Below are 14,025 nucleotides of genomic sequence, written 5' to 3' on the forward strand. Positions count from 1 at the left end.
CCTGCGGCTGACTCAGCATTCATTAAGAGATGATTGGTTTGTGGCAAGCTTAGCTTGACACAACGTTCGGAAATAAAACAAAAACAAAACTATTGGAGGTTTCTCTCATGAGTAAAGAACAAATCTTGGAAGCCATTAAAGGCATGAACGTTCTCGAACTGAACGACCTGGTTAAAGCAATCGAAGAAGAATTCGGCGTAACAGCTGCAGCACCAGTTGCAGCAGCAGGCGCAGCAGCTGTTGTAGTTGAAGAGCAAACTGAGTTCGACGTAATCTTGAACAACGCTGGCGCTTCCAAAATCAACGTTATCAAAGCAGTTCGCGAAATCACAGGTCTTGGCCTGAAAGAAGCGAAAGACCTTGTTGACGGCGCTCCTAAAGCAGTTAAAGAAAGAATCTCCAAAGAAGACGCTGACGCTATCAAAGCTAAGCTTGAAGAAGCAGGCGCTTCCGTAGAAGTGAAGTAATAACCGCTTATAGCGGAAACCCCTTGAAGCTTCGGCTTCAAGGGGTTTCCTTAATTTTAAGGTTGTTCCGGATGGGAGGGATATGATGTCAGACCATTATTACACACGCACACCGGGTATCGCGCATGATCGGCATCTTCTCGAAACCGAGCTTCGCGGATATAAACTGCGTTTTATGACGGATGCAGGCGTTTTCTCGAAAACAGGCATAGACTTTGGCAGCAGAGTTCTTGTCGAAGCGCTTCAGCTGGATAAGCAAGCGAAAGTGCTTGATGTCGGCTGCGGTTATGGGCCAATGGGCATTACGGCAGCGAAGCTGGCTGAACAGGGGCATGTAACGATGATCGACATTAATGAGCGCGCAGTTGCACTGGCGACTGAGAATTTAAAGTTAAATGGCGTCTTGAACGCAACCGCGCTCCAAAGTGATATTTATGAACGAGTGATGGGTCAAACCTTCGACACCATCATAACGAATCCGCCGATCCGGGCGGGCAAAGAGGTTGTCCATCGGATATTTGAAGAAGGTGCTAAGCTGTTAGTGCCGGGCGGGGCGATGTGGGTGGTCATTCAGAAGAAGCAAGGGGCACCGTCTGCGGCGGCAAAGCTCGAAGCGATTTTCGGGAATGTGGAAGAAGTGACAAAAGAAAAGGGTTATCGCATATTTAGGGCACAAAAGGAAGTCTAGGAAAAAGAACAACATTTTGTTGACTTGACTTTCCTAATGTGATATCATTATAAAATGTCAGCATTAAAATGGGCACAATCTCTTTAGTCCACTAAAATGTCAAGCGCTATTTTAAATGAATAGAAACAGCGAATTTGACGTATAATGTTTACATTTTGGGTCAAAATTACTTGATATGAGACTTTTGTGGTTTATTGTACCACAGAGTTGTGGCTGACAGAAGCATGCTCTTTTTTCGATTTCTCGATAAGGGCTTTTCTTTATTTGAATCAGAATTTGCCTGCTGCACATTCTGGTTTTAACAATGTGATAAACGTTCGCGGTCATGCTCGCACATTTACGGGTAAGATTAGCGAACTGTTTAAGCTTGTTTATACAAGGTCATTGTTCACTTTCTGTGAAGCAGACATGAGGGGTGAGGTTAAGTTGGCAGGACAACTTGTTCAGTATGGGCGTCGCACGCGTAGAAGCTATGCCCGCATCCGCGAGGTGCTCGAAGTTCCGAACCTGATTGAAATCCAACAAAAATCGTACGAGAAGTTTTTGGAGAAGGACTTGCTTGAGCTTTTCCAAGACATTTCGCCGATTCAGGATTTTACAGGTAATTTGATGCTTGAGTTCATCGACTATTCACTTGGCGAGCCTAAGTACTCTGTCGATGAGTCGAAAGAACGCGACGTGACCTATGCAGCACCGCTGCGTGTGAAGGTTCGACTCATTAACAAGGAAACCGGCGAAGTGAAAGAGCAAGAAGTGTTCATGGGCGATTTCCCGCTGATGACCGAGACGGGCACATTTATTATTAATGGCGCGGAACGCGTTATCGTCAGCCAATTGGTTCGTTCACCTAGCGTTTACTTTAGCACGAAAGTGGACAAAAACGGCAAGAAAAATTATACGGCTACCGTGATTCCAAACCGCGGTGCTTGGCTGGAGCTTGAGACCGATGCGAAGGACATTATTTATGTTCGTATTGACCGCACTCGGAAGATCCCTGTCACAGTGCTTCTTCGCGCTCTTGGATTCGGCACGGATGCTGAAATTTTAGAATTGCTGGGCCATGACGAATATATTCGCAACACGCTGGATAAGGATAACACCGATTCCACGGAAAAAGCTCTTATCGAGATTTACGAAAGACTCCGTCCGGGTGAGCCGCCTACGCTTGATAATGCAAAGAGCTTGCTGGTTGCGCGCTTCTTTGATCCAAAGCGTTATGATTTGGCTAACGTAGGTCGTTACAAAATCAATAAGAAGCTGCACATTAAGAACCGTCTGTTCAACACACGGCTTGCGGAAACGTTATTTGATCCTTCGACAGGGGAAATCCTGGCGGAAGCTGGTCAAATGATCGACCGTCGTTTGCTGGATGAGCTAATTCCTCATTTGGAGAACAATGTAGGCTTCAAAACGTACAATGTGGCAAATGGCGTTCTTGATGCGGATAGTATTCCGCTTCAAACGGTGAGTGTATTCTCCCCGCTTGATGAGACTAAAGTGATTAAGGTCATTGCCAACGGCATTATCGACAAAGCTGTTAAGCATATTACACCTGCTGATATAATCGCTTCCATCAATTATTTCATAGATTTGCTGCACGGCGTAGGAAGCACGGATGATATTGACCACCTAGGTAACCGTCGTCTTCGTTCGGTTGGCGAGCTGCTTCAGAACCAGTTCCGTATCGGTTTGTCCCGTATGGAGCGTGTTGTTCGTGAGCGTATGTCCATCCAGGATGCTAACGCGATTACTCCGCAGGCGCTTATCAATATCCGTCCTGTTATTGCGTCGATTAAAGAGTTCTTTGGTTCATCCCAACTCTCGCAGTTTATGGACCAAACCAATCCGCTTGCTGAGCTGACGCACAAACGTCGTCTGTCTGCACTCGGACCCGGCGGTTTGACGCGTGAGCGCGCGGGCTTTGAGGTTCGTGACGTTCATAACTCTCACTATGGCCGTATGTGTCCGATTGAGACGCCGGAGGGACCGAACATCGGTCTGATCAACTCCTTGTCGACTTTCGCGCGTATTAACGAATATGGCTTTATCGAAGCTCCATACCGCTGGGTTGATCCTAAGACGGCTATTGTTACGGAGCAAATTGCCTACCTGACTGCTGACGAAGAAGATAACTACGTTATCGCGCAAGCGAATGCGAAGCTTACCGGCGAAGGTAAGTTCCTCGAAGATGCGGTTATCGTTCGTTACAACAAGCAGGCTGACAATATTTTGACTATGCCTACTGAACGTGTTGACTATATGGACGTATCGCCTAAACAGGTTGTATCCGTCGCTACGGCGCTCATTCCGTTCCTTGAGAACGATGACTCCAACCGTGCGCTCATGGGATCCAACATGCAGCGGCAGGCTGTTCCGCTTCTTATTCCGAAGTCTCCACTTGTCGGAACAGGTATGGAGCATAAGTCTGCTAAAGATTCAGGCGTATGTATCGTTGCTAAATACGATGGCGTTATCGAACGCGTGTCGGCCAATGAGATCTGGCTGCGCCGCGTTGAGATGATTGACGGTAAGCCGGTAACAGGCGACTTGGTGAAATCGAAGCTGCATAAGTTCATGCGCTCTAACCAAGGTACTTGTATCAACCAGCGTCCGATATGTCGTAAAGGCGATATCGTGAAGAAAGGTGATATCCTTGCGGATGGTCCTTCCACTGAAATGGGCGAATTGGCGCTCGGACGTAACGTTGTTGTTGCGTTCATGACGTGGGAAGGCTACAACTATGAGGATGCGATCCTACTAAGCGAGAAACTGGTTAAAGAGGATGTGTACACTTCCATTCATATTGAAGAATATGAGTCAGAAGCGCGTGACACGAAACTTGGACCGGAAGAAATTACACGCGACATTCCGAACGTCGGCGAAGAAGCGCTCCGCAACTTGGATGAGCGCGGTATTATCCGTGTCGGTGCTGAAATTAGCGCAGGAGACATTCTCGTTGGTAAAGTAACGCCTAAAGGGGTTACGGAGCTGACGGCTGAAGAGCGTTTGCTGCATGCGATTTTCGGTGAGAAAGCGCGTGAAGTTCGTGATACTAGCTTGCGTGTACCTCACGGTACTGATGGTATCGTCGTAGACGTTAAAGTGTTTACTCGTGAGAACGGCGACGAATTGCCGCCAGGCGTTAACCAATTGGTTCGTGCCTACATTGCGCAGAAACGTAAAATCTCTGAAGGGGATAAGATGGCGGGACGCCATGGTAACAAAGGGGTTATCGCCCGTATCCTCCCGGAAGAAGATATGCCGTTCCTACCGGACGGAACACCAGTAGAGGTTGTTCTTAACCCGCTGGGTGTACCTTCGCGTATGAACATCGGTCAAGTGCTCGAAGTCCATCTAGGTATGGCTTGTAAGCGTCTTGGCATCCATGCTGCAACGCCGGTATTCGATGGAGCGCGTGAGTATGACGTGTTTGACTCCATGGAAGAAGCAGGCATGCAGCGTAATGGTAAGACGGTTCTGTACGACGGACGCTCCGGTGAGCCGTTCGAGCGTGAAGTAACAGTCGGCGTCATGTACATGATTAAACTGGCGCACATGGTTGATGATAAAATCCATGCTCGTTCCACTGGTCCTTACTCGCTCGTTACTCAGCAGCCGCTGGGTGGTAAAGCGCAGTTCGGCGGTCAGCGTTTCGGGGAGATGGAAGTTTGGGCGCTTGAAGCCTATGGCGCCGCATATACATTGCAAGAGATTTTGACCGTGAAATCCGATGATGTCGTCGGCCGCGTCAAAACGTACGAGTCTATCGTGAAGGGCGAGAACGTTCCGGAACCGGGCGTACCTGAATCCTTCAAAGTTTTGATCAAAGAGCTTCAGAGCTTAGGTATGGACGTTAAGATCCTATCTGAGAATGAAGAAGAGATCGAAATGAAAGAGATGGACGATGAGGATGATGCAGCAACTGACAAGCTCAACCTCAACTTGGAAGGTGCAGAAGTAGGCGTCGAGTAATCGTTGCTTTCCTGCCGGAAGTCATAAGCATGCCGAATCCAACTTCACGGGCGGATGTAAGGTTAAAGGAGCTGCATGAACAGTGCTCCTTTAGCCGTTAACGGCGTTAAATACAGCATATTAGTGAACCATGACGAAGGAGGGTTGCTCCTTGTTGGACGTGAACAACTTCGAGTATATGAAGATTGGATTGGCATCTCCGGATAAAATCCGATCGTGGTCCCGCGGAGAAGTAAAGAAACCGGAAACGATCAACTACAGGACTTTAAAACCGGAGAAAGAAGGTCTTTTCTGCGAAAAGATTTTCGGACCGACGAAAGACTGGGAATGTCATTGCGGTAAATACAAACGTGTTCGTTATAAAGGCGTCGTTTGTGACCGCTGTGGTGTTGAAGTAACGCGTGCGAAAGTTCGTCGTGAGCGTATGGGACATATCGAGCTAGCAGCTCCTGTATCCCATATCTGGTACTTCAAAGGAATTCCAAGCCGTATGGGGCTGGCGCTTGATATGTCGCCTCGTTCGCTTGAAGAGATCATCTATTTTGCATCATATGTGGTTACGGATCCAGGCGATACGCCGCTTGAGAAAAAGCAGCTGTTGTCCGAGAAAGAATACCGCAGCTACCGTGAGAAATACGGCTATGGCTTCCATGCAGGCATGGGTGCAGAAGCAGTTAAGAAATTGCTTCAAGACATCGATGTTGAGCGTGAGCTTGAAACATTGAAAGAAGATCTTCGTACCGCTCAAGGCCAACGTCGTAACCGTGCGATCAAACGTCTTGAAGTTATCGAAGCATTCCGTAACTCCGGCAATATGCCGGAATGGATGATTCTTGATGTGCTGCCGGTTATTCCACCGGAACTTCGTCCAATGGTACAGCTGGACGGTGGACGTTTTGCAACGTCTGATCTTAATGACTTGTACCGTCGTGTAATTAACCGTAACAACCGTCTGAAACGTCTGCTTGATCTCGGTGCGCCGGATATTATCGTGCAGAATGAGAAGCGTATGCTTCAAGAAGCGGTTGATGCTTTGATCGATAACGGCCGCCGTGGCCGCCCGGTAACGGGTCCAGGTAACCGTCCGCTTAAGTCGCTCAGCCATATGCTTAAAGGTAAGCAAGGACGTTTCCGTCAGAACTTGCTCGGTAAACGGGTTGACTATTCCGGTCGTTCCGTTATCGTCGTAGGTCCTAGCTTGAAAATGTTCCAATGCGGATTACCGAAAGAAATGGCGCTTGAGCTCTTCAAGCCGTTCGTTATGAAGGAACTCGTTAACAAAGGTCTTGCACACAACATTAAGAGTGCAAAACGTAAAGTTGAACGCGTTAGCCCAGAAGTTTGGGATGTGCTTGAAGAAGTAATCAAGGAGCACCCGGTTCTACTGAACCGTGCCCCGACCCTTCACCGTTTGGGTATCCAAGCGTTCGAACCGATTTTGGTTGAAGGTCGCGCAATTAAGCTTCACCCGCTCGTTTGTACCGCTTATAACGCGGACTTTGACGGTGACCAAATGGCTGTTCACGTACCGCTCTCTGCTGAGGCGCAAGCTGAAGCACGTTTGCTCATGCTAGCTTCGGGTAACATTTTGAACCCGAAAGACGGCAAACCGGTCGTAACACCTTCACAGGATATGGTTCTCGGAAGCTTCTACCTGACAATGGATAACAAAGAGGGTAAAGGAAGCGGCTCCGTATTCGCAACTGTAAACGAAGCGATCTCTGCATACCAACGCGGTATCGTATCGCTGCATGCACGTATATTTATCCCGGTTAAAGTTCTGAAGAAAACGTCCTTCACGGATGCACAGCAGAAAACGCTGATTTGCACCACGGTTGGTAAAGTCATCTTCAACGAAATTTACCCGCCGGATTTCCCTTTCATCAACGAACCGACTAAGGTGAACTTGCTGCAAGGAACCCCGGATAAATATTTTGTCCATGATAAGGGCGCGGATTTGCTTAAGTTTATGGATGGTTTGGCTCAAATTGGCGGCGTAGGTAAAGAGTATCTCGGCTTGATTATTGCAGAGTGCTTCCGTCAATACCATACAACTAGAACTTCGGTTATGCTCGATAAGATCAAGGAGCTCGGCTTTACGTACTCGACTCGTGCGGGTATTACAGTTGCGGTTTCTGACGTCATTGTTCCGCCTGAGAAGGTTGAGATCTTGAGAGAGTCCGAAGAGAAAGTTAAAGTCGTTTCGAATCAATACCGTCGTGGTTTGATTACAAACGAAGAGCGTTATGACCGCGTTATTGAAATTTGGAGCAAAACCAAAGATCAAATTACTGAAATTCTCATGAAATCGATGGATCGTTACAACTCCATCATGCTCATGGTGGATTCCAAAGCACGGGGTAACAAATCGCAGATTACACAGCTTGGCGGTATGCGTGGTTTGATGGCGAATCCATCCGGTCGGATTATCGAATTGCCAATCAAATCCAACTTCCGTGAAGGCCTAACCGTACTCGAGTACTTCATCTCGACGCATGGTGCTCGTAAAGGTCTTGCCGATACAGCATTGCGTACAGCTGACTCAGGATACCTGACTCGTCGTCTGGTTGACGTTGCACAAGATGTAATCGTTCGTGAAGATGATTGCGGAACAGACAAAGGCTTTAGAGTAAGCAAAATTCAAGACGGTAAAGAGGTTATCGAAGATCTCTACGACCGTATTGAAGGCCGTTACTCCTTTGAAACTGTACGTAATCCACAAACCGGCGAAGTCATTCTTAACCGCAGCCAGTTGATCGATTCCAATAAAGCAGAAGAAGTTATCGCTGCTGGAGTAGAAAGCCTGCAAATCCGTTCCGTTCTTAGCTGCCGCGCTCGTCACGGCGTATGTAAAATTTGCTACGGACGTAACTTGGCAACAGGCAAGTTCGTTGAGATCGGTGAAGCGGTTGGTATTATCGCTGCTCAGTCCATCGGGGAACCGGGCACACAGCTTACAATGCGTACTTTCCATACCGGCGGTGTTGCCGGAGACGATATTACGCAAGGTTTGCCGCGTATCCAAGAGCTTTTCGAAGCACGTAACCCGAAAGGTCAAGCGATCATTTCCGAAATCGATGGTGTTATTAAAGACATCCGCGAGACGAAAGACCGCCGTGAAATCGAAGTCCAAGGTGAAGCAGAATCCAAAGTGTACGCAGTCAGCTATGGCTCGCGTATCCGCGTAGTCAAAGGCAAGCAAATCGAAGCCGGCGATGAGCTCACAGACGGTTCGATCGATCCGAAGGATATGCTCCGTATTAAAGGTATCCGTGGCGTACAGAACTATATCCTTCAGGAAGTTCAACGCGTTTACCGGAACCAAGGGGTAGAAATCAACGATAAGCATATCGAGGTAATGGTGAAGCAAATGCTTCGCAAAATCCGTATCGTAGAAGCAGGCGACACTACGTTGTTGCCAGGCGCTTTTGTTGATATTCATGAGTACGAAGCGGCTAACCGCGAAGCAATTCTCTCCGGCAAAGAGCCGGCGGTTGCCAAACCGGTATTGCTGGGTATTACCAAAGCATCCCTGGAGACTGACTCCTTCTTGTCAGCAGCTTCGTTCCAAGAGACAACTCGTGTCTTGACCGATGCCGCTATCAAAGGTAAAGTCGACCAGTTGCTTGGTTTGAAAGAGAATGTTATCATTGGTAAGCTCATCCCGGCAGGTACAGGTATGCAGCGTTATCGCAGCGTGCATGTAGCTGGTATGGATGATGAGCCAGGCATGGTAGAACTGCAAGTTGAAGCAGAGAGCGTACCGGTTGAGTCTTAATCGGGAAGTGATATAAGGCAGCATGTGGACAAAGAGCGAGCGGGGCTGCAGCCGTTGTAAACGGAAGTAAGCCTGCCGCTCTTTGCGCCGTCATGCCTTGTCACGATAATCCATTTTCTCCTGTAATTCTTGTAGAGATATGCTTGACATTCACCAAGCCTAGATGCTAATATGTCGTAGTGTGCCAAATCGCACAACCTCTACGCATGTCATTAACGAAACTTGATCGTTCTAGTTTTGACTGACTTGGAAGGATGGTTGTGATGCGGTTTGTAATAGGTAGCAAGCAAACGACGAAGATGGTTGAGCAAGGCTTAGCCACTCAAGTCTATGTAGCACAAGATACAGATCCGCGGCTGAAGAACAGTATTGTTCGGCTTTGCGAAACATCGGGAGTGCCAATCATCTGGTCTGAATCAATGAAAAGCCTTGGGGAAACCTGCGGGATCGAAGTTGGGGCAGCGATGGCAGCGGTTATACCGGAAATCGAATAAAGAAGTAATGTTTTTACCGAGTGAATAACAAGGTAGAAACTTTCGTTTGTTTCTTTATGAACCGCCTGGATCTGTGGGCTTAAATAGCCAATATGTCTTGAAATGTTTTACTAAGTGAGGAAGGGGGATGCAACATGCCAACAATTAACCAACTCGTTCGCAAAGGCCGTGAAGCGAAAGTCGTTAAATCGAAATCGCCAGCCCTGCAAAGAGGCTTCAACGCACTGAAACGTGAAGAAACAAACCTGAGTTCACCACAAAAACGCGGGGTTTGTACACGTGTAGGTACGATGACTCCGAAAAAACCGAACTCCGCTTTGCGGAAATATGCGCGTGTACGTTTGACTAACCGCGTTGAGGTTACAGCTTACATCGGCGGTATTGGACACAACCTACAAGAGCATAGCGTAGTATTGGTACGCGGCGGCCGGGTAAAAGATCTTCCGGGTGTTCGTTACCATATCGTTCGCGGTGCGCTTGATACAGCGGGTGTTAACAACCGTAAACAAGCTCGTTCCAAATACGGAACTAAACGTCCTAAAGTTAAAAAATAAGGCATAGCCGGTGACGGTTATCCTCATCCTAAAATGAAAAACTAGAAGAAAGGGGGACTTCCACATGCCACGCAAAGGTCCAGTAGCAAAACGTGATGTATTGCCAGATCCGTTGTACAGCAGCAAGCTTGTAACACGCTTGATCAACCGTATCATGATCGATGGTAAACGCGGTGTCGCTCAAACAATTTTGTATGATGCGTTCACTCTTATCAACGAGCGTACGGGTAAAGAACCGATGGAAGTTTTTGAAGCAGCAATTAAGAACATCATGCCAGTACTTGAAGTTAAGGCACGCCGTGTAGGCGGTTCGAACTACCAGGTACCAATTGAAGTTAAACCTGAACGTCGTACAGCGCTTGGTCTCCGTTGGCTCGTGAACTATTCACGTAACCGCGGTGAGAAAACGATGGAAGAACGTTTGGCGGCTGAAATCATCGATGCTTCCAATAACACTGGTTCATCCGTGAAAAAACGCGAAGATACACACAAAATGGCTGAAGCGAATAAAGCGTTCGCTCACTATCGTTGGTAGAATTCGCTCAATCGAAAGGAGACTGAATTATGGCAAGAGAGTTCTCCTTGAAAAATACGCGTAATATCGGGATCATGGCGCATATTGATGCAGGTAAAACTACCACTACAGAGCGGATCCTGTTCTACACAGGCCGTACCCACAAAATCGGCGAGGTGCACGAAGGTGCAGCAACGATGGACTGGATGGAGCAGGAACAAGAGCGCGGAATCACGATTACTTCCGCTGCTACAACTGCTCAATGGAATGGTCACCGCATTAATATTATCGACACCCCGGGGCACGTTGACTTCACTGTTGAAGTTGAACGTTCCCTGCGTGTATTGGACGGGGCCGTTGGTGTTTTCAGTGCTAAAGAAGGCGTAGAGCCGCAATCCGAAACTGTTTGGCGTCAAGCTGACCGTTACGGCGTACCGCGGATCGCTTACGTCAACAAAATGGATATTATCGGTGCAGACTTCCTTAACGTAGTTAGAGATATGCGCCTGCGTCTTAACGCAAATGCAGTGGCAATTCAATTGCCGATCGGTGCAGAGAACGACTTCGTAGGTGTAATCGACTTGGTTGAACGAGTTGCTTACAAATACAAAGACGATCTTGGTAAAGATCCGGAAAAAATTGAAATCCCTGCAGAATACAAAGACCAAGTTGAAGAACTTCGCTTGGAAATGATCGAGAAAGTTGCTGAGCTTGATGAAGAGCTCACAATGAAATATCTCGAAGGCGAAGAAATCAGTGTTGCTGAGATTAAATCCGCACTTCGCAAAGGTGTTTGCGAAGTTAAGATCTTCCCAGTAATCGTTGGTTCCTCGTACCGTAACAAAGGCGTTCAATTGATGCTTGATGCAGTTGTTGACTACTTGCCATCACCAATCGACGTTCCAGATATCAAGGGTCACCTTGAAGATGGCACTGAGACGATCCGCAAGTCTGCTGACGACCAGCCTTTCGCAGCATTGGCGTTCAAAATCATGACTGACCCTTACGTAGGTAAACTGACGTTCTTCCGCGTATATTCCGGCGTACTTAGCTCCGGTTCATACGTTGTGAATGCAACGAAAGGCAAACGTGAGCGGATCGGTCGTATCCTTCAGATGCACGCTAACAGCCGTCAAGAAATCAGCGAAGTTTACTCCGGTGATATCGCAGCAGCTGTAGGTTTGAAAGATACAACTACTGGCGATACGCTTTGTGATGAGAAGCATCCGGTTATCCTTGAGTCGATGAACTTCCCTGAGCCGGTTATCCAGCTCGCGGTTGAGCCTAAGACTAAAGCTGACCAAGACAAAATGGGTATTGCTCTTCAAAAGCTGTCTGAGGAAGATCCTACGTTCCGTGCTCACACGGACGAAGAGACCGGCCAAACGATCATCGCTGGTATGGGTGAGCTTCACCTTGAAATTCTAGTTGACCGTATGCTTCGTGAGTTCAAAGTCGAAACAAACGTTGGTAAGCCACAAGTAGCTTACCGTGAGACGTTCAAAACGGCTGCGAAGGTCGAAGGTAAATTCGTTCGTCAATCCGGCGGACGCGGTCAATTCGGACATTGCTGGGTTGAATTCTCCCCGCTTGAGCCAGGCTCAGGCTTTGTGTTTGAGAACAAAACCGTGGGTGGATCCATTCCACGTGAGTTCATTGCTCCAATTCAAGCAGGTATCGAAGAATCGATGAAAAATGGTGTCGTTGCCGGCTTCCCGGTTGTTGACATCAAAGCAGTCGTAGTAGACGGTTCCTACCATGACGTTGACTCCTCGGAGATGGCGTTCAAAATTGCTGGATCGATGGCGCTTAAAGCAGCGAAAGAGAAATGTTCTCCAATTCTGCTTGAGCCAATCATGAAAGTAGAAGTTAGCGTTCCTGAAGAGTACATGGGCGACGTAATGGGTATGTTGAGCTCCCGCCGCGGTCGTATCGAAGGTTCGGACACACGCCATGGTGCGTTGATCGTTCGTGCTAAGGTGCCTCTGGCTGAGATGTTCGGTTATTCCACTACACTTCGTTCCGGTACACAAGGTCGCGGCGTGTTCTCCATGGAGCTTTCGCACTATGAAGAAGTACCACGTTCGATCTCGGAAGAGATCATCTCCAAATCCAAAGGTGCTGCTAACTAGTAGTCCTTTAACAACTTGCATCTCATAAGTTGTACTTTGGCTGAATGCTGGGGGCAATGAGCTCCCACACAGCCGATCACATAATCTTCTATCTATTAAGGAGGAATAGTTCAATGGCTAAGGCTAAATTTGAACGTAATAAACCGCATGTTAACATTGGTACAATTGGTCACGTCGATCATGGTAAAACAACTTTGACTGCTGCAATCACTACAGTTCTTTCGAAAAGATACGGTGGTGCTGCTGTAGCATTCGACCAAATCGACAAAGCTCCAGAAGAGCGCGAGCGCGGTATCACAATCTCCACAGCTCACGTTGAGTACGAAACTCCTAACCGTCACTATGCACACGTTGACTGCCCAGGTCACGCCGACTATGTTAAAAACATGATCACTGGTGCTGCACAAATGGACGGAGCAATCCTGGTTGTATCCGCAGCTGACGGCCCAATGCCGCAAACGCGTGAGCACATCCTTCTTTCCCGCCAAGTAGGCGTACCTTACATCGTCGTATTCCTGAACAAATGCGACATGGTTGAAGATGATGAGTTGCTTGAACTCGTTGAGATGGAAGTTCGCGACCTTCTTAGCGAATATGAGTTCCCAGGCGATGATACTCCAATCATCCGTGGCGCTGCTCGTGAAGCTCTTCAAAACCCAGACGGTCCTTGGGCTGACAAAATCATCGAGCTGTTCGAGCACGTTGATACTTACATCCCAACTCCACAACGTGATACTGACAAGCCGTTCCTTATGCCAGTTGAGGACGTGTTCACAATCACAGGTCGTGGTACAGTTGCTACAGGACGCGTTGAGCGTGGCGTAGTTAAAGTATCTGACGAAGTTGAAATCATCGGTATTGCTGAAGAAACTCGCAAATGCGTTGTAACAGGCGTAGAGATGTTCCGCAAATTGCTTGATTCCGCACAAGCTGGTGACAACATCGGCGCATTGCTTCGTGGTGTAGACCGTAAAGACATCGAGCGTGGTCAAGTACTTGCTAAGCCAGGTTCCGTTAAACCACACACGAACTTTACAGCTCAAATCTACGTTCTGACTAAAGAAGAGGGCGGACGTCACAAACCTTTTTTCACAGGTTACCGTCCACAGTTCTACTTCCGTACAACTGACGTAACTGGTATCATCAGCTTGCCTGAAGGTACTGAGATGGTTATGCCAGGCGACAACATCACAGTAACGGTTGAGCTTATCGCTCCAATCGCTCTGGAAGATGGTACTCGCTTCGCAATCCGTGAAGGTGGCCGTACTGTAGGCGCCGGCGCTGTAGCTTCCATCCAAAAATAATGAAACTGCAGCGCAAGCTGCAGCTCATGAAGCCCTCACTTCGGTGGGGGCTTTTTTATTACTAAATTTTGATGTTTGCGCAAATCGCGTATATTCATTAATATAAGTGAAGACAAAGACGC

Annotated in this window: 9 protein-coding genes; all 9 read left to right on the forward strand. The window is 47.9% G+C overall.

The window, feature by feature from the left end:
• Positions 1–107: 107 nt before the first annotated feature.
• The 9 genes from rplL to tuf all read left to right on the forward strand — a co-directional run bounded on the left by rplL (position 108) and on the right by tuf (position 13,903).
• A complete protein-coding gene (gene rplL, locus AC6ESO_RS29095) occupies positions 108–467 on the forward strand; it encodes a 50S ribosomal protein L7/L12 (RefSeq protein ID WP_494822174.1) in 360 nt (119 codons plus the stop codon).
• A gap of 85 nt (positions 468–552) precedes the next feature.
• Complete coding sequence (locus AC6ESO_RS29100) at positions 553–1,155, forward strand: class I SAM-dependent methyltransferase (protein WP_497094434.1); 603 nt, start codon at positions 553–555, stop codon at positions 1,153–1,155.
• 408 nt (positions 1,156–1,563) lie between these two features.
• Entirely contained in the window at positions 1,564–5,127 is a 3,564-nt protein-coding gene (rpoB, locus tag AC6ESO_RS29105; protein WP_494822176.1) for a DNA-directed RNA polymerase subunit beta, read from the forward strand.
• A 151-nt stretch (positions 5,128–5,278) separates the two neighbouring features.
• Entirely contained in the window at positions 5,279–8,905 is a 3,627-nt protein-coding gene (rpoC, locus tag AC6ESO_RS29110; RefSeq protein ID WP_497094435.1) for a DNA-directed RNA polymerase subunit beta', read from the forward strand.
• 263 nt (positions 8,906–9,168) lie between these two features.
• A complete protein-coding gene (locus AC6ESO_RS29115; protein WP_091225556.1) occupies positions 9,169–9,399 on the forward strand; it encodes a ribosomal L7Ae/L30e/S12e/Gadd45 family protein in 231 nt (76 codons plus the stop codon).
• Positions 9,400–9,533: 134 nt separating this feature from the next.
• Positions 9,534–9,953 (forward strand): 30S ribosomal protein S12, encoded by a 420-nt coding sequence (gene rpsL / locus AC6ESO_RS29120; RefSeq protein WP_090583216.1) that lies wholly within the window; start codon positions 9,534–9,536, stop codon positions 9,951–9,953.
• 64 nt (positions 9,954–10,017) lie between these two features.
• Positions 10,018–10,488 (forward strand): 30S ribosomal protein S7, encoded by a 471-nt coding sequence (rpsG, locus tag AC6ESO_RS29125; protein ID WP_090986341.1) that lies wholly within the window; start codon positions 10,018–10,020, stop codon positions 10,486–10,488.
• Between the two features lie 29 nt (positions 10,489–10,517).
• The gene (fusA, locus tag AC6ESO_RS29130) at positions 10,518–12,599 is read left to right on the forward strand and encodes an elongation factor G (RefSeq protein WP_494822177.1); all 2,082 of its coding nucleotides are present in this window, start codon (positions 10,518–10,520) and stop codon (positions 12,597–12,599) included.
• Positions 12,600–12,712: 113 nt separating this feature from the next.
• Positions 12,713–13,903 carry an elongation factor Tu gene (gene tuf / locus AC6ESO_RS29135; RefSeq protein WP_090986338.1) on the forward strand — a complete coding sequence of 397 codons (1,191 nt, stop codon included), beginning with the start codon at positions 12,713–12,715 and terminating at the stop codon, positions 13,901–13,903.
• The last annotated feature ends 122 nt before the right edge of the window (positions 13,904–14,025 follow it).

Source organism: Paenibacillus rhizoryzae (assembly GCF_059686995.1).